Here is a 24,096-nt window from a genome sequence, read left to right on the forward strand (position 1 = left end):
AGCCGGCAAACCGAAAACTATATCCGGGAATATTATGAGCAAGAAAAAACATTTTGATCTGGACCAGCCGCTACGGCACCCGGACCACCACCGCCCGGTAACACGCCGCGATTTTCTCGCTCAGGGCTTCCGAGCGGGTGTGGGAACAGTACTGGGCGGCTCTGTCTTCAGCTTGTTTGCAAATCCCCGCAGCGCCCATGCAGCCCTTTCCTCAGACCTGGAAGCACTGCGACAAACCAATGGCGGCCCCTGTGATGTCAGTGCATTCGGTGCCGGTAAAATTCCTTTTATTTGTTTCGATCTCGCCGGCGGCGCCAATATCGCAGGTTCCAATGTGCTGGTAGGCAAAGAGGGCGGTCAAATGGATTTTCTCGGCACTGCCGGCTACAACAAGCAGGGCCTTCCCGGAGATATGATTCCATCTCTGGGCGATGAATTTATCAATACTGACCTGGGCCTCGCATTCCACAGCGACAGCGGCATGTTGCGAGGCATCCTGGAAAAAATCAGCACGGGCACAGCATCAGCGACCAACGGTGCAGTTATTCCTGCTCGTTCGGAAAATGACACCGGCAACAACCCGCACAATCCCATGTACGGTATCAACCAGGCCGGAGCCAATGGTTCCCTGCTGGCCCTGATTGGCTCCAGCTCCAGTGATTCCGGTGGCAACTCCATGGCTCCTTCCGCCATGATCAACCCCGAAGTCCGCCCCACCAAAGTAGACCGCTCTTCCGACGTTACCGGCCTTGTGGACGTAGGAGATCTGGTGGGTCTGCTCAGTCAGGAGGACACTGTCGCGGTGATGGAGTCCATGTACCGCATATCCGAGGCGAAACTCAGCAACGTCAACACTAAAGTCAGCACCGATGCAGTCATTAAAGATCTGGTGCGTTGCGGCTATATGAAAAGTGCTGACCTGGCTGATCGCTTTGGCAACCCGGCCGATTTAAATCCCGAATCCGATCCTGATATCGTCGGGCCATCCGGTGTTTTTACCAGCTCAGAATTGAGTGGTGACAGAGAGTTCCAGAAAACCGCCTCAGTGATGAAGCTGGTCGTCAATGGATATGCCGGTGCAGGCACTATTACCATGGGTGGCTACGACTATCATACCGGCGACCGCGCCACAGGAGAGATCCGCGATTTGCGCGCTGGACGCTGTATTGGCGCCTGCCTGGAATATGCCGCACGTCGCAGCCAGCCATTGATGATTTATGTCTTTAGTGATGGCTCCGTTTTCTCCAACGGAATGTTGGACGACTCAGTAGAGGGCCGCGGCAAAGGCGTCTGGACCGGCGACGACCAGCAGACAGCCGCCTCATTTTTCCTGGTATATAACCCAGCGGGACGCCCGCAGCTACTAGGCAGCACTGCAGACGAACAGGCGATCCACCAGCAACTCGGTTATATGCGCAGCTCCGGCGATGTAGAAACAACATCGACTCCCGCTGCCAACAATGTAAACCTGTTGGTAGAAACCGTTGTACTCAATTATATGGCCCTGCACGGGGAGCAAGGTAACTTCTCAACACTCTTCCCTGACCACGGGCTCGGCAATAGCACCTTGCAAGACAGCATGACTGCATTTGCTCCTATTGTTTAAGTTGGATAAGTAATGTTCCGCTTTTTTAAAACGCTGTTACTGTGTAGTGCCACACTTTGCACGATTCCTTCTGTGGCCGAATGGCATTACGCTGAACGTGCAATTATGGGCACGCAGGTACGCCTGCAATTGTGGCACGAAAACGGCGATGAAGCCGAACATCTTATTGAAGAAGTCATGGCAGAGTTCCAGCGCCTGGACAATCAGCTCTCCCCGTACAAGGAAAACAGTGAATTATCACTGGTGAACCGCACGGCAGGCCGGGGTAAAGTTAATATTTCCGATGAACTCACCAGCCTGATTGATAAATCTCTTTGGTTTAGCCAACTAACTGATGGAGCATTCGATATCAGCTATGCCACTCTCGGCAAGCATTATGATTTTCGCCAGCAAAAACAGGCAGACAACCAGCTGACGGACTCTCTATTAGAGGCACTGAATTATCGCCATCTAAAACTGAATAAAAAGACCAACACACTGCGCTTCAGTCACAAGGATACAAAAATAGATCTGGGTGGCATCGCTAAAGGCTACGCAGTTGATAGGGCCATTGAGATTCTCAGGCAGGCAGAGATTTGCTGTGCCAGTGTCAGTGCTGGTGGCGATGCTCGTATGCTCGGAGATAAACAGGGGCAACCCTGGTTAGTGGGTATTCGCCACCCCCGTGAAAAAAGTAAAAATGCTGCGGTAATCCCCCTGCGCGATATCGCCATCTCCACCTCTGGAGACTACGAGCGCTATTTTATTGATGAGCAGCAGGATAGAGTTCACCACATTTTTAACCCTTCCACGGGTAAACCCTCTGAAACTTCGGCAGAGAACACGGATAAGCTGATCAGTGTCAGTATTATTGGCCCCCGAGGTTTTGATACCGACCCTCTCTCTACCAGTGTGTTTGTTCTGGGAAAAGAAAAGGGCTTGGCACTTATCAATCGATTGCCCCAATTTGAGGCAGTAGTTATCGATAGTAACCGGAAGCTGTTTTTCAGTCGCGGTTTGGAGAATCTTTGAGTATTCCATTTTATCTTCATAGAAAATTTGCCAACAAGATCACATCAGATCATTGATCCCCTGACATAATTTGCGCCGACCAAAGAATAATGCCAATTCCTATCAAAAGGTCTGCCATGAGACGCCTCTTTCAGTGCTTTATTTTCTTTATCGGCTTTTTAGCCTCTGCGCTTTTACAGGCTCAGGAAAACGATTTCTCCGCAGAGAAACTGGAAGAGTTAAAGCGCAATGTACTCAAATTAAACAGGGATTTATTAATTCTTGAAGAGGATCTGCTCTACCCTGCGCAGAGCCAGATCGCTTTTTATGTGTCTATGGATGTAGGCCATTATTTTACTTTAGATGCCGTAAAGCTCCACATCGACAACAAGTTAAGTGCAAGTCATCTGTATACGGAACATCAGCGGGAAGCGTTGATTCGCGGTGGCATTCAACCACTTTACAAAAGCAACCTGAAATCCGGTGATTACACTATTTCTGCTTTTGTAACAGGTCTGGGGCCCGAAGGGCGCGAGTACAAGCGGGCGGCCAAATTGGAATTAAATAAAACCGATGAGCCCGCCGTTATTGAGCTGGTTATCTCTGACAGCTCCGGAAAACAACAGCCGGAGTTTGAGTTGGTGCAGTGGCCAACGCCCTGATTAGCCATGTACTACCCATCTTTTACCCGCACCCTATCCCTGGCGCTCACCCTTGCTGCGAGCAGCCTCTGCGCTCAGGAAGCTGAAATTGTGGCCGAGACAGACGGCCCCAGCAATGAGCAGCGAGCCCCCCAAAAATACCAAAGGGCTCAGGATCTGGCCTATGGCGCTACCCTTTACGAGTATTTTCAAGGGAATTATTTTGATGCTCTGAGCACACTGCTGGTTGCTCAGCAGCAAGACTCAATTCAAATTCACCGGGATAACGCCGCATTGATAGAGGGCGGAATCAGCCTCGGGTTTGGTCTACATAACCGGGCTGCCGAATTATTTGAACAGCAGACTAATGCCGAGGCAGTGCCAAAATATCGCCGCACTGCCTGGTTAAAACTGGCCGAATTGAATTACCTGAACGGAGATTTTATCAACGCTGCGGCACACCTGGAAAAGTCAGGGGTTGCCGAGGAGTCCTCTCTACCGCTCAATCTGGCTCTGCGTAATAAAGACCTCACCACGGCGAAAAAATTACTGGAATCCAGTGATTTATTCCCTGCAGAAAAAGTACTGGGACATATCAACTTAGGCGCCGCCTTTGCCAGGTCCAGCCAATTGCCCGCAGCAATCCACGAATATCAAGTCGCGGTTGATTTTGCAGAAACGATTGATATTCCATCAACGGAAATTCCTATACTTCTCGATAAAGCCCATATTGGTATGGGTTATGCGCTGGCACTTTCAGAACAGCACACAGAAGCCAAGCAAGCCTTTTCCAGGGTTCGCCTCAACACGCCCTGGGCAACTCGCGCACTCTTGGGAATGGCTTGGTCCTCCATCAACGGCGAGGACTATCAGGCGGGCATAGACGCGCTGCAATTTTTACTGGATAAGCACCGCTACAGTCCCGCCGCCCGGGAAGCCATGGTAGCGCTGCCCTATGGCTACGAAAAACTGGAGAATCGCTCCGTTGCCCTAAGTGCATATCGAAATGCTGAAGCTTATTACCTGAAAACGCTCACTGAATTACAACAGTTACAGCAAGACCTGACGACGGAGCCGCTGGCCTATGATCCTGTTCAGCGCGAGGCATGGCGCTACGGCTGGTTACAACTGGCCCAGGCCTCTCCCCTATTGCGTGACAACCAGCACTTTCTGCGGCCAATCCTGCAAAGTGACCGCTTCCAATTACGGCTTACCGAGTTGCGCGACCTGCAGCAACTGACCCAGGTCCTGCAAAGCTGGCAAGATAAACTGCCCCTATTCACCGACCTTATCGAAGAGCGTCACCTGCGCCGTACTACTATTATCGATCACTACAATAGCGCTCAGTTTGACCAGCAGTTGCAGATGGCAAAACAGCAATATGATCATTTGAGGGCAGCACTCGAGCAAATTGAGCGGGAGCGCGATGCACTCACTTTATTGGCGACCACCGCCACTCCAGATGATCAAAGTGAAACCCTGGAATTACTGGAAATTCTCACCGGCGCACAAGAGCGTCTTAAAAAAATCCAGGGCAGCGGTAAAGCCAGCCAACAACAAGCGGAAACCCTGGCGAAAGCCCGGGGGATTTTGCTCTGGCAAGCCAGTGAACAGTATCACGACAAGTTATGGCAGCAGCGGAAATCCCTACAGCAGCTCGAAGATCAGTTACGCAGTGGGCGGGAACAACGCAAGAAAACAGATACCGAGGCACAGCGGGGGCCACAACTGCGCCAGCTAGCCTATCGGGTGGTCACCGCCGGTGACAAAATTCCAGCACAGCAGGCAGCGATTGTTCGAGCCAGCGAATTGATTGAAGCCGACCTGCGCCGAGAGGTTATCGCTCAGCTGGGTAGGGAGCAGCAGCAAATTCACAATTATATGGCCCACACACGACTGGCTATCGCACGTCTGCAAGACGCTGAAATGCAGGCAATCCCCGCAGCCTCTCAGGCTGACAGTGACACGGATAATACCGGGGCCGCAGACCATGAATAACGCCCCGCATCCGGCAGCTGTGTTTGCCCTGCGCTCCCTCGCTATTGGTATTTGCTGTGCCCTGACAGCCTGTGGTAATCAACCGGTACAAACCCTGGCTGACCTGCCCCGTGCCAACCCGCCCAGCTCCCAGGAAGGGGCACCGCAAAGTCCGCCCGTGCAGACCGCTGTCGCGTTGGAAAACCTGGTGCAAAGTTACCGCACGGCACTGGAGAGCCACACCGACCCCAAGGTTCGGCAACAAATCCATCTGCGCCTGGCTGACTTGGAAATGGAACGACTGGAGCAAAAGCAGTCCGACAATCCAGATACCATAGTCGACTACTCCAGCGCGGTCGATTATTACCAAAGCCTATCCGCACAGCGCCCGAAAGATGATTACATTCTCTATCGCTTAGCCCGCGCCAGGGCACTGGATGGGGAAATGCCCGCGGCCTTACAGGCATTGGAAAAGATAGCCGGTAGCGCACCGGACTCACCGTTTATCGGCGAAGTCTTATTCCGCCGTGGCGAGGCGGCATTCAATCGCAAAGACTACCCCGGTGCCGCCCGAGACTTCCGTGCATTGCTCAAGCAGGGGCCTAGTCCATTTACGGATAATGCTCGCTATATGCTGGCTTGGTCAGAATTTAAATCGAGCAATTACCGAGCATCCACAGAAATCTTTCTCCAGTCGCTGGATATTTTGCACAGTGAGGAACAGGGGGAGGAACTCCCTGTTGGGCGGCAGCGCCTGCGTGAAGACAGCTTGCGCGGGCTCGCATTAAACTTCAGCTACCTGGGAGGCGCTGAAGCCATTGAGTCTTTTAACCTCAATGGAGAGCCACGTCCCTACCAGCACCAGTTATACAGCGCACTCGGCACCTGGTATCGGGAAAAAGAGCTGTTCCGCAACAGCGCCGATACTTTTTTACAATTCGTAAATCACTACCCGCAAACCCAGCAGGCCCCACAGCTCCATCTTCTCGCCGTTGAAACCTTGCAAGCGGGGAGACTACATAAAGAAATTCTGCCCACGAAACGGGACTTTGTGCGGCGCTATGGCGTGAACAGTGATTACTGGCAAGCAGCAGGTGAAACTCAACAACAGGAGTTAGCCAAAACTCTGCAACCATGGCTGTACGAATTGGCCCAATTTGACCACGCCCGCGCACAGGAATTGGCTCAGCAGGTGACAAAACTGCCCGCGAATAAAGTGAAAGAACGCCGCCTTGTCAGCGCACAATCACTGGGTGCCTATCGCAGTGCCGCCGCTTTATATCACGAATACGCGCAGACTTTTCCACAAGACCCACGCACGCCATCCATGGTTTTCCTGATGGCGGAGTGTCTCGAGCAGGCTGCAGATCACCCCGCCGCCTGGCGCGCTTACAGCCAGGTCGCCTGGGAATACCAAGATCCCAGGTATGGCGCCGAAGCCGGCTACGGAGCCATCCTCAGTGCAGCCAGGGTGCATGAACAAACTCCGGATCAAGAGGCGGAACAGAAAATCCTGTGGCTCGATCGCAATATCGAAGCGAGCCTGAAATTTGCACAGAGCTGGCCCCAAGATCCGAGGGCGCTGCCAGTGCAGCTGGCCGCTGCCGATAAGTTGTTGCAACAATCGCGCTTTGCCGAGGCCATCGCCGCTGCCGAGCACGCCGATCAATGGCAACCGCCAGCCAATAAACAACAGCAATTAAGTATTGCAATGATACTGGCGCACAGCCATTTTTCCCTGAAGCAATATCCTCAGGCAGAGGCCGCCTATACCCGCGCGCTCGGCTACCAGCCAGACGATTCACTGCGCAAAGACGCATTGCGCCAATTGCAGTTATCCATTTACCGTCAGGCAGAAATCATTCTGGCCCAGCGCGAAAGTGAGGATGCCGCTCCCAGTGAGGAAGCCCTCAATCACCTCCTGCGTATCCGCGATAGCGGGCGCACAGAGGTTGCGGCCACGGCCCAATACGATGCAATTAATTTTCTTATTCAGTTAGGGCAGTGGCAGCGCGCCAGCACAGAGCTCGCTGATTTCCGCCAGTTTTATCCCGCGCACACCTTGACGCCGACACTGGCTGCCAAAGCCATCGTTATCTTTGAAGCGCTGGAAATGCCGGCGGCTGCCGCCTCAGAATTGCTGCAATTAGCCGCTACTGATCCGGATCGGGAAGTTCGCCGTCAATCCCTGTTTATGGCAGCAGAAAACCTGCAAAAAGCCGGTGAGTACAACCGGGCTATTGAAAGCTATCGCAACTACAGCAAATTGTGGCCAGAACCCGCTGAGCAACGTCTGGAAGCGCAATTTCAGCTGGTCGAAATCTACGCTCAGACTAAAAAGCCCACCAAGCGGAATTACTGGCTAGAACAACTTGCACAGAACTCGCTGCAGTCACCCCGCGGGCGTTACCTGGCCGCTTATTCTCAAAGTGAACTGGCGGAGCAAAGTTATGCGAAATTTGCTGAACTGGCACTGCGCTTGCCGTTAAAGACCAGTCTCGCTAATAAAAAGCGGGCCATGCAAACCACCGTGGCGGATTACCGTAAAGTACTGGAATTTGGCATTGCAGAATTTACCCCTCAAGCAAATTATCGTCTTGCGGAAGTTTACCGACAGCTCAGCCGTGACCTGATGGACTCACAGCGCCCTAAAAACCTGAACGAGCTGGAATTGGAACAATACGAAATTCTGCTGGAGGAACAGGCTTATCCCTTTGAGGAAAAGTCCATAGAACTTCACGAGGCCAATATCCAGCGCACGGTTGAGGGTATTTATGACGATTGGGTTAAACGCAGCTTCCATTCACTGGGAGAGCTGCTACCCGCACGCTACAAAAAAGAAGAAAAAACCCTGGAGTGGAGTGATGCACTGCACTGAATTGAGCGCCCGGAAATCATCTTCAATCGCACGGTTACTTTTTACTGCGCTATTAGTTTTTTTACTCGCCGCATGTAGCGGCCTGCAAAAGACGACATCGCCCGCAGATAGTGACGCCGGGCAACAACTTACAGAGAACCCCTACTTGCGGGATGGTAAAAGAGTACCGCAACAGGCCCGTGCGGCGATGGAACTGGCTCGCCAGAATTTTCAGGCAAATGATTTACCTGCGGCTGAATCGCAACTTCTACAAATTACTGAAAAGTGGCCGGAACTCTCCGGAGCCTGGCTAAACCTGGCAATCGTGCAGCAGTCCGGCGAGAAATACGAGGAATCCGAGCGCAGCTTTCGCCAGGCTATTGCTGTAAACGATAACAATGTATTTGCCTGGAATCGTCTTGCTGCGCTGATGCGTGACCGGGGGCGGTTCGAAGATGCAGAGCAATACTACAACGGCGCCATAGAGCGTTGGCCACACTATGCCGATGCACACCGCAACCTGGGAATCCTCTACGACCTTTACCTGCAACAACCCGAGCGCGCCCTTCAGCACTATATGGCAGCGCAAGATTCCGGTACTGAACAGGATAAATTGCTCAGTGCATGGATACTCGAGCTGGAGCGGAGACTTTAACAATGAAATTATTTTCTAGCCTCATACTGAGCCTGTCTATCTTTGCATACGGCGCAACAGCAGAGGAAATAACAACGCTGGAGTCCACCGTAATTGGCAGTCAGGAACAACCTAAGGTTTTATATATCATTCCCTGGAAGCAAGCCGACAGTTTACAAAGGCTCGACAGCGTTCTGCCGCAAACTTTCTCCTCTGTATTTGAACATCAGGAATATTCGGAATTTCGGCGGGAAATAAAGCTGTTGCAAGCTGAACAGGAAAAAAACGACTAGGCCGACCCACCAAAATTAAAAATAATTTTTTGCGGCGCATGGAAGCGGCGCTGCTGAATTTATACAGCGAAGACATGGAACCGCCGCAGCAGGCTTCAACGTCCCGCGGCCCTCTTTATACACCAAGGGTGGGAACTCAATCGTTCTCCCTTTGCACTACAAATTTATAACTTTATCTGTGGAGAATTAAATCATGGAATTCACTCAAGCGATGCTGCGTTTTTTCCAAAATGGCGGACCCTTTATGTACCCGATTGCGGTGGTCCTGGTTATCGGACTGGCAATGGTAGTAGAGCGCTGGATATTTTTATCACGCGCGCGGAATGCCAATAAAAAAGCGTATCAACAAGTATTGCCCATGTTGCAAAAACGCAGCTATCAAAGTGTCTTGCAGCTGGCCCGAGACAACGACGCAGCAATGGGGCGTATCGCCGCGGCGGGCATCAACACTTTGCAATTTGCCAAGCGCGAGGAAAATATTGCCCTGGCTATTGAGGAAGGGATCCTCGAAGCAGTTCCCCGTCTGGAAAAACGCACCAGTTACTTGGCCACTCTCGCTAATATTGCCACTCTGCTGGGCCTACTCGGCACTATTATGGGTCTGATTGCTGCATTTACCGCAGTAGCCAGTGCCGACCCATCTGAAAAAGCGACCATGCTCTCCACCAGTATTTCCGTAGCGATGAACACTACAGCATTCGGTTTGATTTCTGCCATTCCCCTGCTGTTGTTTAACTCAATGCTGCAAAATAAAACCAATGAGATTGTCGATAGTTTGCAAATGGCCGGGGTTAAATTCCTTAATCTGCTGACCATGGGACGCCCACAGAAAGCGGAACAGCGCACCGCTAACAGCTAAGGGATACCGCCATGCTGAACATAAATATTCGCCGGCGTGGACATGAGGAAGCGGAACTCGATATCACCTCGTTTATGAGTTTGATGACCATTTTGGTTCCTGTGTTACTGCTAAATATGGTGTTTTCCCACATCTCCGTGCTCAAGCTGAATCTGCCGGGTATCAGCGATGGAAGTTCCAGCAGTGTGGAGGAAAATCGCCAGCTCGAACTCGTTTTGCGTACGCAGTATGTCGATATCAATTATCCCGCTGGGCAGCGGGTTAAACGCATCCCACACGAGGAAAACTCACCGGATTTCGCCACGATATCTGTCGTTTTACAGCAGATAAAACGGCAGTTGCGAGAAAAATCTATCGACAAAGATGATCTGGTCATCCTGTCAGAAAAGGGAACGCCTTACAAAACTCTGGTCGCCGCCATGGATACTGCGCGTAGCTACCGGGCTGTAGTGGCCGCATCCGTTGTTGATGCAGAACTGTTCCCCCAGATATCTCTCGGCGATGCACCGGAGCAGACAAAATAGCGGGGCCAAACTATGAAGATAAATGCAGCCGCAAAACTGCAAGAGCGCAGGCAAAGGCAAAAAAAGCAGCAGTCAAAACTGAACCTAGTATCACTGATGGATATCTTCACCATCCTGGTATTTTTCCTTCTGGTGAACTCAACCAGTGATGTTCAGGTTCTGCAGACTGATAAAACCATAAAGCTACCCAAGTCCACCTCACAACAGAAACCCGAGGTGACTACTGTAGTACGGGTCAACAATAAACAGCTGTTTGTCGGGGACCGATTTATCACTAATATCGATGATATAGACCCCAGCGCAGAGAATATTGAGGCCCTGGTAACAGAGCTTAAATACCGTGCTGAACGAGCTGGAGAGCTGAGCGAAGTCCAGAAAACTCTGGGCCGAGCAGTGACTATTTTAGGTGATGAACAAGTTCCCTATGAATTGCTAAAGCAGATCATGCACACCTGCGCAGCCGCAGACTTTCGCGATATGTCTTTCGCCGTAGAACAAACAGCGCCGGAAGATCCTTCGGGGGTGGAATCCTGATATGAGTACAGCAACCGTTAGTTACGCCCCCTGGCAACTACAGGAAACAGTACTTCCCTGGTCCGCCTCGAGAGAGGAGGATCAGCGATTTATTAAATTGCTGCGCGGTGGCCTGATAGCCCTGGCAATCAGTGGTATTGCCGTTGCACTGGCGCCAGTACCCGAACTCACCCGGGAGCAGGCCGAAAGGGTACCGCCACAGCTGGCCAAAGTGATTTTGGAAAAAAAGGAATTGCCAAAACCCAAGCCAAAGCCGAAACCCAAAGAGCAAAAGAAGCCCGAGGAAAAGAAAAAGCCCGAAGAGAAACCCAAAAAGAAAGCGGAAACACCCGACAAGCCCAAGCCTGTGGAGAAGCCGCGCAAGGTTAAAAATCCCCCGGTTGCCAAAGTACAACAGGCCCGGGAGAAAGCGGCCAATAGCGGCCTGAATGCACTCGCCGATGATCTGTTGGATATGCGCGAGAGTTTTAATACATCGGATATTAGCCGGGGCCAGCTCAGCTCGGGTAATGCTACTGCCACTAAAATAGAACGCAGTATGATCGCGGATAAGTCAAAAGCCTCCAGTGGCGGCGTTGCCGCCGGCAGAGTGAGTCGCGATACCGGTGGCGTCTCACTGGCCGGTCGTGAAAACACTCGTGTGCAAAGTACCCAGGCAACGGGTTCAGCCAAAGAAGCGGTGGCCAAGGCCAGAGGACAAAAATCCATACGTACCGACGATTCCATTCGCAGTGTTATGGAAGCCAATAAAGAGGCCATTATTGGAATCTATAATCGCGCGCTGCGCAGGGACCCAACTCTGCAGGGAAGGCTCACCGTACAGTTGGTGATCGCACCGAATGGTGCTATCGCGTCGATCAAATTGGTAGAGAGCGAGCTCAATAACCCGGCACTTGAGCGCAAGTTGCTGGCGAGAATCCGCATGATCAATTTTGGTTCTGCCAACGTTGAGAGTACTACCAAAAACTACTCAATCGACTTCCTGCCCTCTTAAGTACCGAGTAGCTATCTTGTCAGTAGCGTGGCGACACAGGGACGTGCCGCCATTTGAAGGGAGTAAATAGGTGGACAGGGAGCTGATCCACCCAATCAACTAAAGCAAATCCAGCGCATAGCGACGCAATGTTTGCATAGGAATAATTTCCAGCGCCTTCACATGTGTACTCTGTAAAAATACCCGGGGAGCCATATCCAATTTCTCCGCTTCAAGCCAGCGCGCGGCACAGAGACACCAACGATCCCCTTCCTTTAAACCGGGAAAATTAAACTCCTCTACCGGTGTACTCAAGTCATTGCCGCGACTGCGGGAAAACTCCAGAAACTTATCAGTCACGGCAACGCAGACGGTGTGGGAGCCGAGATCTTCTTTACAAGTGTTACAGCAACCATCGCGAAAAAAACCTGTCTTGGGGTCCAGGCTACAAGGCATCAGTGAATCGCCAAATACGTTGACTGACTTCTCTATCTCCATTCCTGACTCGCTCCACTTTTATCATCAATTAGCTGAATGTCCACTAACTGCCAGCGCAGGCCATTGCGTTGCATCAGCAGGCGCAATTCAGGCCGGCCATATTCACCATATTCAACACTCAGATGATTGAGGTCGGTAAAATGCCAGCCCATTCTCTGCCAGGAGTCCTCTTTATCCTCCTCCGTAGAAGGCTCACTTTCGGAGCTGCTCTGCATCTCGCTACCCTGCCGATAGATTTCCCGCTCAAATGCCTCCAGGTCCTCTCCCCCTCGAAGGAGGTCCGCAATGCCTTCAGGCGTAATAAACTGCTGTAAAAGTGGCTCCATAAAGAAGTTCGCACCAGCGCTCAATAGCTCATCAAACTCCTGGGGAACTGAATTACTTAGGGAGCTCCTAAGTTGCTGCTGCAAGCGAACCTTTAAATTGTCACGCAAAACAGGAAAATCGATATAGCGTTCTAAAGTATCAATACTCTCGCTTCTAACCTGCGGCTGTTCGGATTTAGCCATTTCCGCCGCACGCTGCAACTGCCCGATGGAATAAAATGGCAAAGCGGCATATCCGGCGATAACCAACACCAAAATCAGGCCACCCGTCCACAGTATTTTTTTCATTAATCCAGTTCCTTATTCGCTCTCTGGGGATTTTATGTCGAGAAAGATATATCACCTAATTTGATGATGTATTGGCGTGGCATTGTTCGCCACTCCCGCCTATGAGATATTCCCATCCCAGACTCTACACCCCACTAATAATCTGAATCTCAATAAGGACAGCTAACAAGATGAGTGACATCTATAAGGCCCCCGAAGCGAATTTGGCCAATAGCTCAGAGAGTGACGACTCTGGCTCTATTGAAAAGGGCATTGCCGGAGATTATTCATTTTCTATTGGGGAAACTATCAGTGAGGCCTGGGAACGCACTAGCGGCAACAAAGGCACCATTTGGGTGGGAGCAATACTCTACGGCGTAGCCACTATTGCTATTTCCCTCGTTGCAGCTTTGATTACTGGAGGCGCTGCGGCATTCAGCTTAGGTAGTGCCCCAGAGTCGACCTCAGCAATCGCCGGCATACTCTATCAGCTTATTGTCACGATTGGCTGCGCACCTCTGGCCGTGGGTATGACGATGATTGGTATCAAGATTGCCCGCGACGAAAAGACTTCCGGCACAGAGGTGTTCGCACACTTCGACAAAATAGTGCCACTCGGTATTGCCACCATCTTACTCTATCTACTAGTTGGGATAGGTATGGTATTGCTTGTGATTCCAGGTATTTACCTGGCTATCGCTTACTTGCTAACAATGCCGTTAGTCGCCGATCGTAATCTAGGTCCCTGGGAAGCACTTGAAACCTCTCGCAAGGCCATTACCAAAAACTGGTTTGCCTTCCTCGGCTTTTTCATTGTAACCATGTTGATCGTTATAGCCGGTGGTCTCGCCCTGCTAATCGGTCTGATCTGGGCATTACCTCTGTGCATTATTGCTATAGGTGTCGCCTACCGAAAAGTTTTCGGCGTCCCCAACCATAATTAAGTTTTTCTACCTGACAGGAGTGGTGGCTTGCTGGATACCACCTATAACGTCGAAACACCTGAGGGGATCGATTTACGCGCACGGGCAGCTGGGCCCGTGCCGCGTATCCTTGCCTATGCCGTGGACGTTTTTTATCGATCACTAATATTGGCTGCGATCGGCATGGGCCTGTTCTTCGCCGGTTTTGCCGGTGCTGGCATCTGGCTCGTCTGCGCCTTTCTTCTCGAGTGGTTCTACCCGGTATTTTTTGAGGTCATGCGCCGTGGCCAGACACCAGGCAAGAAGTCTTTTGGCTTGATGGTGGTCAACGATAACCTCACGCCCGTGTCTTGGAGTGCATCCATCGTACGCAACCTGCTGCGCTTTGCAGATTTTATGCCGTTTGCCTACGCCACTGGCGTAATCAGCATGACCCTTGGGCGCCACTTCCAGCGACTCGGAGATCTGGCTGCAGGCACTCTGGTGATCTATCGCGAAGAGGAAAAGGCACCGATTGCCCTCCCAGATACAACCCCGCTCCCACCACCGCAAAACCTGCGCCAGCAGGATCAGCAAGCACTGGTCAGCTTACTGGAGCGTCACGAGGATCTAAGTGAAGCGCGCCAGCGGGAACTCGCCAACCTGCTCGAGCCGATTACCCGAAAAAAGGACAGCGATGCCTTGAGCTACCTGCGTTCCGTAGGCAGTTGGCTACTCGGTGGCAGGGGATAGGCAGAGATACCTATGAAGCAGAGAGACTTTGAGAATCGCTACCGCGACAGCTGGGAGCAATTAGAAGCCTGGCTGAAAGCGGATCGTAACAAGTCCGAAGTTGCGGCTCTGGACCTGCCCGTCGCCTACCGAAACCTTTGCCAGCAGCTGGCGATGGCAAAGGAGCGACAATATACCAACCGCCTGATAGACCACCTCAACCAGCTGGTTATGGCCGCACATCATCGTGTCTACCGCCAGGAGACCTTGCGCCGCAAGGGTTGGTTGCACTATTTGTTGGCGGGTTTTCCCCAAGCTGTACGCGCTAACAGCCGGACCGTACTGCTAGCCACCGCTCTGTTCTTAGTGCCGGGGCTAATTTTGGGCATCGGCACTTACAACAACGATGCCCTGGTCTACGCCGTCATGTCACCAGACCAGGTTATGGATTTTGAATCCATGTATGACCCGAGCAATCGGGTGCTGGGCCGCGAGCGCGGTTCAGATACCGATCTGTTCATGTTCGGTTTTTATATCAAGAACAATATTGGCATCGCCTTTCGCACCTTTGCCGGCGGTGTACTTTTTGGCCTGGGGTCAATTTTCTTCCTGGTATTTAACGGCATCTATATTGGTGCTGCTTTCGGACATATTACCCGGGTCGGCTTTATTTCGACTTTCTATCCATTCGTGATTGGCCACGGCGCCTTTGAGTTAACTGCCATCGTTTTAGCTGGTGCGGCGGGACTGATATTGGGACGCTCACTCGTCGACCCGGGTCAACACCAGCGTACAGTGGCACTGCGCCTGGCCGCGGTGGAGGCAATGAAAATCATGTACGGTACTTTCCTGATGTTGGTGATTGCCGCCTTCCTCGAGGCCTTCTGGTCTTCTAGTGCCAGTACTCCAATTGCGATCAAGCTCGGGGTAGGCGCCCTGTTTTGGGTGCTGGTCTTTGCGTACTTTATCCTGGCGGGGCGCAGGGAGGACGCAAACCATGCAAATTAAGAATCTGGCCGTGCGCGCCCGCTTGCGCTCCCCCTGGGAGTCTGTCGATCTCGGCATCGCCCTGGCACGAAAGTACTGGTGGCAGCTTTTTATGGTCTACCTGTTGCCCTCAGCGCCACTATTTGCCCTGTGTTATTGGCTGTTTCCAGAGTCACCGATGCTCTCCATCTTATTTATCTGGTGGCTGAAACCGGTATTTGATCGGCTGCCCCTGTTTATGATCAGCCGCGCATTATTTGGCTCACCGGTATCCGTTGGCACGGCCTTGAAGCATTTCTTCAGCCAGAATCGTCGCGACTGGTTTTTGTGGCTCACTTTCCGTCGGCTGAGCCCCACGCGCTCTTTTGATATGCCTGTCACTGTACTGGAACAGTCCACGGGCAAAGCCCGCTCCTCGCGTATCGGAGTACTACATCGCAAACACTCCGGTGCAGCTACCTGGCTGACGATTACGCTTTACCATATTGAGATGTTCCTCCTCGCTGCATTGTCGGTGATGGCATTTCTGTTTATCCCTGAGCAGTATTCCGGTGGGATCGATTGGATGCCTCTGCTCCTTGGGGATACTCAATGGTTAGAGTGGATATACAACGGGCTTTACCTGTTTGTTATGGCGGTTGTTGCCCCCTTCTATATCGTCAGTGGGTTTTGTCTCTACATCGGCCGCCGCATCGAACTGGAAGGCTGGGATATTGAAATTCAATTCCGAGATCTGCTTGAAAACCAACAGCACAAAAAGGAATCCCGCCGTAGAAATAATCCCGGTGCCACCACTTTGGTTCTACTTTGCAGCCTTATCTTAATGGCGGTATTACCCGCACCGCCTACCAGCGCAGCGCCGGCGGAAACCCCACAGCAAGCCCAGGAACATATTGATGAAATCCTCGCCGGTGAGGACTTTCACCAAATTCAGGAAGTTAGTGGTTGGCGTAAAAAGGACAAAACAGAAATCGAGTTAGCCGAGGAAAAATTTCCAGATTGGCTGATCGACTTTATTGAATGGCTCTTTGAAAGCAATCCAGATGAACCCAGGAGTGAATTCAAATGGGGCCCAACAATCGCAAAGATTCTGGAAATTGTGCTGTGGGTAGGAATAGTGTGCGGTCTCGGTTACCTGATCTGGAGACATCACGAAAAGATTCTTCAGAGCTTACAGTGGCAGGCCAAGCCAAAGAAAAAGCAGCCCGTCCCCGAAACCCTATTCGGCCTGGATGTACGCCAATCGAGTCTGCCCGATGATGTCTGTGCAGAGGTCATGCGCCTGTGGGTAGAGGGCGATAAGCGAGCCAGTCTGGGACTGCTGTATCGCGCCACTCTTTCTCACTTGATTGAGGATTTCGAGTTCCATTTCGGCGACCACCTCACCGAAAGCGAATGTGCCCAGCTGGTGCGCACAAGACAACAGGAACCCAAAGAAGAACAGCCCCCGGTAAGCCCCACGCTGAGTCATTTTGTACAGGAACTCACCGCAAACTGGCAGCAGCTTGCCTATGCCCACCGACCGCCGCAAGAGGCCCAGGTAAACACCCTTTGCGGTCAGTGGCAGCAGGAGTTTGGCAATGACCGTTAAAAGAATATTGATAAGTGCCCTGGTGCTAGGCTGTGTCGCATTGGTATGGCTGTTCCTTACCTTCTACGAGCGCTACTCCGAAGAAATCGATATCGGCTGGGGCACAAAAGCCCGGCACAATCCCTACCTGGCCGCCGAGCAATACCTCACCGACTTACAGATGAAGCCGCGCCAGGCGGATAATATATCTGTACTCCAAGGCCTAGCCTCCGATGCCACCCTGTTTATCAGTAGCTCCAGCCAGGTCTATAACCCCACCAAAGCCCAAGAGCTTATCGGGTGGGTCGAGCGCGGTGGTCACGCTATCGTCGTGGCCTATACCGGCAACTTCGACAGCGACTCCGGACGCAGTGAAAACCGCGACTGGCTGCTTGAAGCCATGGACGTCTCCATTAAAGAGGGTTACAGCGAGTTCGAACTGCAGCAAACACTGGAACAACTTCTCGGGGAGGATGCCGTACTCGAACCTGAGCAGAACCCCGCCGATGCCATGCGCGAGCACAATCGTAAAATTGACGAAGGCGAGCCGGAAGAGGAACCCGAAGAGGAGCCATCCCGCAACCCAGTTGTGCCAGAGGAAGACCTGATAACTCTACCTGTTGAGGGTAATAGTGGGATACAGCTATATCTAGACCCCAGCCACCTGCTCTATCACCCGGCGTTCAACGACGAGACTTACGATAATGGGCCTGTTTTCTGGGCAAAAATATCCCGCGACGACAGCGGAGTACCATTTATGCAGTTCGAGCGCGGCAATGGTGTGATAACCCTGATGACAGACAGTACCCTATGGCAATCCCAGCGTATCGGCCACTTCGATCACGCCTATTTCTTACAGTTGCTGGCCGGTGAAGGAGAGTTTATCTTTCTCACCCGCCCCCGCTTTGAATCCCTTTCTAAGGTTGCTCGTCAATATGCCGCAGAGTTTTTTCTCGCCGGCGCACTGGCCTTACTCGCTTGGCTATTACTACACGGACGCCGCTTCGGCCCATTGCAGCCGGAGCCGGAAGTGTCCCGCCGTTCGCTGTTAGAGCACATCTCCGCCTGCGGCCACTACTACTGGCAGGACGATCAATGTGAAGCCCTGCTGCGCGGCTACCGTCAAGAGCTCCTACGGCGCCTTGACGCCACCCATATCGACGCCACTAAAAAGCGCAAGCTGTGCGACAAGCTCTGTGCCCCCACAGGCATGGATGAACGTCTAGTAGTGGAAACCCTGTGGGGCAAGCCCCCTACTACTGAAGAAACATTTACTGAACACATGCGTAATCTGCAGCGAATTGAGGCAGTCCTATGAGCGAGACCACTCTTCAACCGGAACAACAAACCGCGAGCCCATCACCTGACTGGCAGGCAGCATCCGCCAGGCTGCAGCTGCTGCGCAACAATATTAATCGACTGTTGATTGGCCAGGAACAGGTGGTCGACCAGGTAGTGGTAGCACTGTTGGCTTCCGGCCACGTACTGCTGGAAGGCGTGCCCGGCCTCGGTAAAACCCTGCTGGTGCGCACCCTGGCCAACTGTTTTGGCGGTAATTTCCGCCGCATCCAGTTTACCCCAGACCTGATGCCCGCCGACGTCACTGGCCACGCCATGTACAACATGGGGGAGAGTCGCTTTGAAGTGCGTCGCGGACCGGTATTTACCAACCTGCTGCTGGCGGATGAAATCAACCGCGCCCCCGCCAAAACCCAGGCCGCCCTGCTGGAAGTGATGCAGGAAAAGCAGGTCACCATCGACGGCCAGGCACTGAAAGTACCCAGCCCGTTTATGGTGCTCGCCACCCAGAACCCCATTGAGCAGGAGGGTACCTACCCGCTGCCAGAGGCGGAGCTTGACCGCTTCCTGCTGAAAATCCTGATCGATTATCCCAGCCTTGATGCGGAACTGAAATTAGCCGCGGCCGCCAGCAGTGGCCGCATTGAGCGCAGCCTGCAGGAGAAGCTGTCGGGGGAGATTACTGTCGAGGAGTTGCAGCAACTTCAAGCCCTGGTGCCCCAGGTGGGCCTCGACGAGCAGGTATTGAATTACGCCGTGCGCCTGGTGCGTGCCACCCGTCAATCGCCACAGCTGCGCAGTCCCGCCGGCCCCCGCGCCAGTATCGGCCTGCTACAGGCCGCTCGCGCCAATGCCCTGTTACAGGGACGAGAATTCGTATTGCCAGATGACATCAAAGCCATGGCAATCCCGGTGATGCGCCACCGTATCGGCCTGTCACCGGATATGGAAATTGACGGTGAAACTGCCGATACCGCCCTGGCGATGATTATCGACAGCGTAGAGGCGCCGCGACTGTGACACAGACTGTAGCTGCGGCCGAGCAGCAGGCAGTACCAGCAAAAAGCGGTCGTACCGGCCCAAGCCCGCGCCTGGTAAAACTGCTCGGCTACTGGTGCCTGGCCTCCCTGGCAATTACAGCAGCGCGAATCTGGATTCCGCAAACCAGCTCATTTATCGGCAACCTTTGGTGGGGAGCGAGTGCCCTGCTAATCGGTGCCGCCCTGCTGGACTTTCTCACCGGCTATCGGGTAACCGGCCTGCAGGGGCTGCGGCGACTGCCTGGCAACCTGGCTCTGGGCGTACGCAATACTGCACGGCTAAAACTGCGCAATACCAGCCCGCGCCCCCTGTTACTCCAGGTTTCGGACTCGATCCCACAGCAACTGGGATCGACAGGGCTGCCGCGCTCAGCACAGCTCAACCCCGACCAGGAAATCACCATCGAGTACGACCTGGTACCCCGCCGCCGAGGCAGCGCCTCTTTCGGACGAATCGAGGTGCTGGCCAACTCTCCCTGGGGACTCTGGCAGACAAGGGTATGGCTGGGAAAGGAGCAGACCGTAAAGGTCTACCCCAATTTTCTCGGCATTTCATCACTGCAGTCACTCTCCACCGAGCAGAGCTTGCGCCTGATGGGATTACACCAGCAACAGCGACGCGGTGAGGGCATGGACTTCCGTCAGTTGCGGGAATACCGCCAGGGCGACAGCCAGCGACAGGTGGATTGGCGCGCAAGTTCGCGACTGCGCAAACTGATCAGCCGCGAATACCAGGATGAGCGCGACCAGGAAATTATCTATATGCTGGATTGCGGCCGTCGGATGCGCGCTAAAGACGGCGAACTGAGCCACTTCGACCACGCGCTAAACGGCCTGTTGCTTTCCGCTTATGTTGCCATCAAACAAGGCGACGCGGTCGGCTTGCAAGCATTTGCTGCTGCACAAGAGAGCAGTGGTGGACAACTGCCGCCGGTGAAAGGGGAAAGCGCTATCAACCTGCTGTTGAATAACGTTTACGATCTTCACTCCGGCACCAGCAGTGCCGATTACACTGGCGCCGCACAACATCTGATGGCCCACCACAAGCGCCGCGCCCTGGTAATCCTGATTACCAACTTGCGCGATGAAGACAGTGACGAGCTGCTCGCCGCAATCAAATTGCTGTCACGCAATCACCTGGTGATGATTGCCAGTCTGCGGGAGACCTCCGTGGACAAATTGTTAAAGCAACCAATCCAGAACTTCGACAATGCGATAAACGGTGCCGCAGCGAGAGACTTCCTGCGTCGTCGGGAGCAACTACTCCAGCATTTGCAGGCGCACAATGTCATAGTGGTGGACTCAAGACCGGAGCTTTTGCACCAGTCCCTGGTGGAAGCCTACTGGCGCCTGAAGCGCAGTGGCAGAATCTGATCCCAGCAGGTTTACCGAACGGGGATTCTTCGAATCCCCTCTTTTCAAACCCTCTCTCCTACCTCTCCCTACCCGCGATACTCCTGGACTGCCTGGGAACTCTCCCCGACTCCAAGAATCTGTTATTAAGCGCATTATCTACCGGAGCCATTATCGCCCGGGAAAATTAAATTAATTTTCAGAGAGCGCTAGGGAAAAGGAATTAATTTCCAACCAAACCTGATAGAGCTCAATTTACCTCACGCTAGTTCGCAAAAGTTATCTTGTGGCAGTGGCACTTTGCTGTATCACCAGTTAACCTCTTGTTACTCACCGCCGGGTATTTAAAATGGGCCCCGGCAAAATACAGACCATCTTATTTATGAGCGGTAAGCGCACCATCCAATACTGTTCCCGTCTGTCCCAGTGGCAGGCGCTGTTGCTATTGCTGGTATTTCTCAGTGCGCGCGGTCTGGTTCCTGCGGGTTTTATGCCTGCAGAATTTGCAGCGGGAACGCCCTATGGGCTCTGCCATGGCGATAGTCGCAGCGCATTATTGCTCAATGCCCTCAGTGCGCATTCCCACAGCGATCATCACGGCGACCACTCTTCAAGCCACAATCACGATACGCTAACCGCGCACTCGTTTGCCGATAACCACTGTAATTTCTCCGCCGCTGCCAGTATTGCCAGCGCACCATCTACAGAACTGGAAATAGTCCTATCCGGTTTTACTCAACCGACTTCTTATCCGGCTTTTTTTCGCGTTATCTCTAACGCTTACAGCCGCCCACTGATTCGCGCGCCCCCGGTTTAATTCCTTTTTTATTCCAACATCATCCCTCCGCAGCTCGCTGTGGAGCGCAAGTCTCATTGCTGTCTTAATATTTTCAGCGCTTTGAGCCTTGCCAAAATACGACCACTTTTTCAGGTGGGGATATGTCGCGTGCGCCAAATATTACCCAGGCCTGCGCGCTTACTGCTGCGTGCCCGAAACGCCAGCGAAAAGGATTGAAACCATGCACCAGAGCAACAACACAAAAATTTTTTTGAAGAAACCTCTCAGTCTGGCACTTGCTGCCTGCTGTACCTTTTCAGCACACCTCGCGGCGGAAGAATCCGAAGAGTCAGAATCACTAAAAGACAGTGACATGGAGCAAATGGTAGTCACCGGAGTAAAAACTGAACTGCCTCTCAACCTGGTAACCGATCCGAAAAAACCCCGTCAGCCATTGCCGGCCAATGATGGTGCCGACTACTTGAAAACCATTCCGGGATTCTCCGTAGTGCGCAAAGGCGGTACCAGTGGCGACCCGATGCTCCGTGGTATGGGGGGATCGCGCCTGGGGATGGTAGTGGATGGAGAAACAATGGCGGGTGGTTGTCCCAGCCGAATGGACCCACCTACAGCCTATATTTTTCCCGAGGCAATGGACGAAATTGAAGTTATTAAAGGGCCACAGAGCGTCCTCTATGGCCCGGGAAATTCCGCCGGCGTAGTTGTATTTAATCAGCAGCAGGAACGCCCCACTGAAAGCGACTGGAATATGCATGCGAGCCTGCTCGGCGCCAGTGCCGAGCGTCGCGATGGTCTATTCGATATCTCCTATAGTTCGCCGCAGTTTTCTATCCGTAGCTCCTCGACCTCGGCATCTGCGGACGACTACGAAGACGGGGATGGCAATGAGGTAAATTCCAGTTATGAGCGCTGGAGCAGCCAGGTCAATTTAGCCTGGACACCCAGCGACGATACACGGGTCGAGTTTGATACTGCATTTAGCGATGGTGAAGCTGCCTATGCAGATCGGGGAGTCGACGGTTCCAAGTTTGCCCGTGAGAGCCACAAAGCTAAATATTTCCGCAGCAATATCACTAGCTGGCTCGACTCAATTGAGCTCCAGGCCTACTACAACTATATCGACCACATCATGGATAACTACAGCCTGCGCGAGCTATCCAGCACCGCTACCCCCATGGTCATGAATCTCGATAGTGAGACCACAGGTTTCAAGATGGCTCTGGTGTTTACGCCTATGGACGATGTGGAATTGACCAGTGGAATTGATGCCCGGGAAAATCGCCACACCGGCCGTTCGACCATGAACCAGTCCACCATGGACTACCGGGATATGGAGCGAGAGGCCGATGCCGAGTTTAACCAGCTGGGGTTATTTTCTGAGGTCAGCTGGCAGGTCGCAGCCAATCAGCGCTGGATCGCCGGTGCACGAATGGATGATTGGGAAGTAAAAGACCTTCGCGATGAAGTTGCTCTATCTATGATGTCCTCAGTGGATAACCCCACTGCGGGAGAAACTCGCTCAGAGCTATTGAGCAGCGGCTTCCTGCGCTATGAATATGGTCTCGAGAGCGGCCCCAATAGTTCTGCCACACTCTTTGCTGGACTCGGCTACACCGAGCGCTTCCCCGATTATTGGGAAATTTTCTCCTATGAGACAGCAGACTCTTACAGCGCACTGGATATCGAATCTGAAAAGACCACCCAGCTGGATATCGGCTATATCTATCGCGGTGAAAAACTCTCCGCCAGTGTCTCCGGATTCGTCAATCAGATTGATGACTACCTGATGATTGAAACGGATTACGAAAAAGCGGCAGTAATGAGTAGCATGGATTCTATGGGTAGTATGAATATGGATGGTATGGACTCCTCCGATACTCGCACTACCTCCATTGTCAGAAACATCCAGGCGCGCTCCTGGGGTTTGGAGTTTGACTCCTCATATCAGCTCAACGAGCAGTGGCGCACTGAATTCACCGTAACATCTGTTCGCGGTGCCAACGAAACCGATGGCACTACCCTTGCACAACTGCCTCCTTTAGAGGGCCGCCTGGGACTCTACTATGAACAGGCACAGTGGTCAGCAGGTGTTTTATGGCGCGCTATCGCAAGCCAGGACCGAGTGGATATCGGCAAAGGCAATATTGTTGGTCAGGATATTGGTGCAACCGACTCTGCCAACGTCGTTTCCATCAATGCCGGCTGGAAACCCAGTAAAAGTGTACTGGTAACTACCGGTATCGATAACCTATTCGATGAGACTTACGCTGAACATATCAGTCGCTCTGGAGCCAATATTATTGGTTTCGATCAGTTGACTCGGGTTAACGAACCGGGACGCACCTTCTGGCTGAAAGCCATTTATCGAATTTAAAAGCTATTGGGGCCCCAGGGCCCCTTTTTCACTATCCAAGAACCTCAGCATTTAATTAATA

Annotated in this window: 22 protein-coding genes; 20 read left to right on the top strand and 2 right to left on the bottom strand. The window is 52.7% G+C overall.

Annotated features, from left to right (window positions below; translation table 11 throughout):
• Positions 1 to 34 precede the first annotated feature (34 nt).
• From BTJ40_RS20665 to BTJ40_RS20715, 11 genes are all read left to right on the top strand, one after another.
• Positions 35 to 1,606: a general secretion pathway protein GspF gene (locus BTJ40_RS20665; protein ID WP_108734854.1), complete on the top strand. Its 1,572-nt coding sequence runs from the start codon at positions 35 to 37 to the stop codon at positions 1,604 to 1,606.
• Positions 1,607 to 1,618: 12 nt separating this feature from the next.
• Positions 1,619 to 2,617: an FAD:protein FMN transferase gene (locus BTJ40_RS20670; RefSeq protein WP_108734855.1), complete on the top strand. Its 999-nt coding sequence runs from the start codon at positions 1,619 to 1,621 to the stop codon at positions 2,615 to 2,617.
• Between the two features lie 116 nt (positions 2,618 to 2,733).
• A complete protein-coding gene (locus BTJ40_RS20675) occupies positions 2,734 to 3,258 on the top strand; it encodes an AraC family transcriptional regulator (RefSeq protein ID WP_108734856.1) in 525 nt (174 codons plus the stop codon).
• A gap of 6 nt (positions 3,259 to 3,264) precedes the next feature.
• The gene (locus tag BTJ40_RS20680; RefSeq protein WP_108734857.1) at positions 3,265 to 5,235 is read left to right on the top strand and encodes a hypothetical protein; all 1,971 of its coding nucleotides are present in this window, start codon (positions 3,265 to 3,267) and stop codon (positions 5,233 to 5,235) included.
• Entirely contained in the window at positions 5,228 to 8,092 is a 2,865-nt protein-coding gene (locus BTJ40_RS20685) for a tetratricopeptide repeat protein (protein WP_108734858.1), read from the top strand. Before BTJ40_RS20680 ends, BTJ40_RS20685 begins: the two co-directional genes overlap by 8 nt.
• A complete protein-coding gene (locus BTJ40_RS20690) occupies positions 8,079 to 8,726 on the top strand; it encodes a tetratricopeptide repeat protein (RefSeq protein WP_157954184.1) in 648 nt (215 codons plus the stop codon). The genes BTJ40_RS20685 and BTJ40_RS20690 overlap by 14 nt, the downstream gene beginning before the upstream one ends.
• Positions 8,727 to 8,728: 2 nt before the next feature.
• A complete protein-coding gene (locus BTJ40_RS20695) occupies positions 8,729 to 8,998 on the top strand; it encodes a hypothetical protein (protein WP_108734860.1) in 270 nt (89 codons plus the stop codon).
• A 193-nt stretch (positions 8,999 to 9,191) separates the two neighbouring features.
• Positions 9,192 to 9,857: a MotA/TolQ/ExbB proton channel family protein gene (locus BTJ40_RS20700; RefSeq protein WP_108734861.1), complete on the top strand. Its 666-nt coding sequence runs from the start codon at positions 9,192 to 9,194 to the stop codon at positions 9,855 to 9,857.
• 11 nt (positions 9,858 to 9,868) lie between these two features.
• A complete protein-coding gene (locus BTJ40_RS20705; protein ID WP_108734862.1) occupies positions 9,869 to 10,381 on the top strand; it encodes a biopolymer transporter ExbD in 513 nt (170 codons plus the stop codon).
• 12 nt (positions 10,382 to 10,393) lie between these two features.
• Positions 10,394 to 10,915, top strand: a complete 522-nt coding sequence (locus BTJ40_RS20710; RefSeq protein ID WP_108734863.1) for a biopolymer transporter ExbD — start codon at positions 10,394 to 10,396, stop codon at positions 10,913 to 10,915.
• 1 nt (position 10,916) lies between these two features.
• On the top strand, positions 10,917 to 11,909 hold the full coding sequence (locus BTJ40_RS20715) for an AgmX/PglI C-terminal domain-containing protein (protein WP_108734864.1): 993 nt from the start codon (positions 10,917 to 10,919) through the stop codon (positions 11,907 to 11,909).
• 99 nt (positions 11,910 to 12,008) lie between these two features.
• Here the strand turns inward: BTJ40_RS20715 and BTJ40_RS20720 are convergent, their stop codons facing one another.
• Both BTJ40_RS20720 and BTJ40_RS20725 read right to left on the bottom strand, forming a co-directional pair.
• Positions 12,009 to 12,386, bottom strand: coding sequence for a DUF2237 family protein (locus tag BTJ40_RS20720; protein ID WP_108734865.1), 378 nt, complete (start codon positions 12,384 to 12,386; stop codon positions 12,009 to 12,011).
• A complete protein-coding gene (locus BTJ40_RS20725) occupies positions 12,377 to 13,000 on the bottom strand; it encodes a DUF2939 domain-containing protein (protein WP_108734866.1) in 624 nt (207 codons plus the stop codon). Before BTJ40_RS20725 ends, BTJ40_RS20720 begins: the two co-directional genes overlap by 10 nt.
• A gap of 170 nt (positions 13,001 to 13,170) precedes the next feature.
• On the opposite strand from BTJ40_RS20725, the gene BTJ40_RS20730 reads away from it, so the two are divergent.
• The 9 genes from BTJ40_RS20730 to BTJ40_RS20770 all read left to right on the top strand — a co-directional run bounded on the left by BTJ40_RS20730 (position 13,171) and on the right by BTJ40_RS20770 (position 24,035).
• Positions 13,171 to 13,923 (top strand): hypothetical protein, encoded by a 753-nt coding sequence (locus tag BTJ40_RS20730; RefSeq protein WP_108734867.1) that lies wholly within the window; start codon positions 13,171 to 13,173, stop codon positions 13,921 to 13,923.
• Positions 13,924 to 13,950: 27 nt separating this feature from the next.
• Complete coding sequence (locus tag BTJ40_RS20735; RefSeq protein WP_108734868.1) at positions 13,951 to 14,634, top strand: RDD family protein; 684 nt, start codon at positions 13,951 to 13,953, stop codon at positions 14,632 to 14,634.
• A gap of 12 nt (positions 14,635 to 14,646) precedes the next feature.
• On the top strand, positions 14,647 to 15,621 hold the full coding sequence (locus BTJ40_RS20740; RefSeq protein WP_108734869.1) for a stage II sporulation protein M: 975 nt from the start codon (positions 14,647 to 14,649) through the stop codon (positions 15,619 to 15,621).
• Positions 15,611 to 17,191 (top strand): DUF4129 domain-containing protein, encoded by a 1,581-nt coding sequence (locus BTJ40_RS20745; protein WP_108734870.1) that lies wholly within the window; start codon positions 15,611 to 15,613, stop codon positions 17,189 to 17,191. Before BTJ40_RS20740 ends, BTJ40_RS20745 begins: the two co-directional genes overlap by 11 nt.
• Positions 17,181 to 18,488 (top strand): DUF4350 domain-containing protein, encoded by a 1,308-nt coding sequence (locus BTJ40_RS20750; RefSeq protein ID WP_108734871.1) that lies wholly within the window; start codon positions 17,181 to 17,183, stop codon positions 18,486 to 18,488. The genes BTJ40_RS20745 and BTJ40_RS20750 overlap by 11 nt, the downstream gene beginning before the upstream one ends.
• Positions 18,485 to 19,489, top strand: coding sequence for a MoxR family ATPase (locus BTJ40_RS20755; RefSeq protein WP_108734872.1), 1,005 nt, complete (start codon positions 18,485 to 18,487; stop codon positions 19,487 to 19,489). Before BTJ40_RS20750 ends, BTJ40_RS20755 begins: the two co-directional genes overlap by 4 nt.
• Positions 19,486 to 20,883, top strand: coding sequence for a DUF58 domain-containing protein (locus tag BTJ40_RS20760; protein WP_108734873.1), 1,398 nt, complete (start codon positions 19,486 to 19,488; stop codon positions 20,881 to 20,883). The genes BTJ40_RS20755 and BTJ40_RS20760 overlap by 4 nt, the downstream gene beginning before the upstream one ends.
• A gap of 328 nt (positions 20,884 to 21,211) precedes the next feature.
• Positions 21,212 to 21,679 (top strand): hypothetical protein, encoded by a 468-nt coding sequence (locus BTJ40_RS20765; RefSeq protein WP_108734874.1) that lies wholly within the window; start codon positions 21,212 to 21,214, stop codon positions 21,677 to 21,679.
• 202 nt (positions 21,680 to 21,881) lie between these two features.
• Positions 21,882 to 24,035 (top strand): TonB-dependent copper receptor, encoded by a 2,154-nt coding sequence (locus BTJ40_RS20770; protein WP_108734875.1) that lies wholly within the window; start codon positions 21,882 to 21,884, stop codon positions 24,033 to 24,035.
• The last annotated feature ends 61 nt before the right edge of the window (positions 24,036 to 24,096 follow it).

Origin of the sequence: Microbulbifer sp. A4B17, assembly GCF_003076275.1 — a bacterium.
Taxonomy (GTDB): Bacteria; Pseudomonadota; Gammaproteobacteria; order Pseudomonadales; family Cellvibrionaceae; genus Microbulbifer.

Coding starts and splice junctions, on each gene's coding strand:
- BTJ40_RS20745 (WP_108734870.1), top strand. CDS start 15,611: ATGCAAATTAAGAATCTGGCCGTGCGCGCCCGCTTGCGCTCCCCCTGG.
- BTJ40_RS20695 (WP_108734860.1), top strand. CDS start 8,729: ATGAAATTATTTTCTAGCCTCATACTGAGCCTGTCTATCTTTGCATAC.
- BTJ40_RS20725 (WP_108734866.1), bottom strand. CDS start 13,000: ATGAAAAAAATACTGTGGACGGGTGGCCTGATTTTGGTGTTGGTTATC.
- BTJ40_RS20720 (WP_108734865.1), bottom strand. CDS start 12,386: ATGGAGATAGAGAAGTCAGTCAACGTATTTGGCGATTCACTGATGCCT.
- BTJ40_RS20680 (WP_108734857.1), top strand. CDS start 3,265: ATGTACTACCCATCTTTTACCCGCACCCTATCCCTGGCGCTCACCCTT.
- BTJ40_RS20665 (WP_108734854.1), top strand. CDS start 35: ATGAGCAAGAAAAAACATTTTGATCTGGACCAGCCGCTACGGCACCCG.
- BTJ40_RS20670 (WP_108734855.1), top strand. CDS start 1,619: ATGTTCCGCTTTTTTAAAACGCTGTTACTGTGTAGTGCCACACTTTGC.
- BTJ40_RS20700 (WP_108734861.1), top strand. CDS start 9,192: ATGGAATTCACTCAAGCGATGCTGCGTTTTTTCCAAAATGGCGGACCC.
- BTJ40_RS20675 (WP_108734856.1), top strand. CDS start 2,734: ATGAGACGCCTCTTTCAGTGCTTTATTTTCTTTATCGGCTTTTTAGCC.
- BTJ40_RS20740 (WP_108734869.1), top strand. CDS start 14,647: ATGAAGCAGAGAGACTTTGAGAATCGCTACCGCGACAGCTGGGAGCAA.
- BTJ40_RS20685 (WP_108734858.1), top strand. CDS start 5,228: ATGAATAACGCCCCGCATCCGGCAGCTGTGTTTGCCCTGCGCTCCCTC.
- BTJ40_RS20730 (WP_108734867.1), top strand. CDS start 13,171: ATGAGTGACATCTATAAGGCCCCCGAAGCGAATTTGGCCAATAGCTCA.
- BTJ40_RS20690 (WP_157954184.1), top strand. CDS start 8,079: ATGCACTGCACTGAATTGAGCGCCCGGAAATCATCTTCAATCGCACGG.
- BTJ40_RS20770 (WP_108734875.1), top strand. CDS start 21,882: ATGCACCAGAGCAACAACACAAAAATTTTTTTGAAGAAACCTCTCAGT.
- BTJ40_RS20755 (WP_108734872.1), top strand. CDS start 18,485: ATGAGCGAGACCACTCTTCAACCGGAACAACAAACCGCGAGCCCATCA.
- BTJ40_RS20715 (WP_108734864.1), top strand. CDS start 10,917: ATGAGTACAGCAACCGTTAGTTACGCCCCCTGGCAACTACAGGAAACA.
- BTJ40_RS20705 (WP_108734862.1), top strand. CDS start 9,869: ATGCTGAACATAAATATTCGCCGGCGTGGACATGAGGAAGCGGAACTC.
- BTJ40_RS20765 (WP_108734874.1), top strand. CDS start 21,212: ATGGGCCCCGGCAAAATACAGACCATCTTATTTATGAGCGGTAAGCGC.
- BTJ40_RS20710 (WP_108734863.1), top strand. CDS start 10,394: ATGAAGATAAATGCAGCCGCAAAACTGCAAGAGCGCAGGCAAAGGCAA.
- BTJ40_RS20750 (WP_108734871.1), top strand. CDS start 17,181: ATGACCGTTAAAAGAATATTGATAAGTGCCCTGGTGCTAGGCTGTGTC.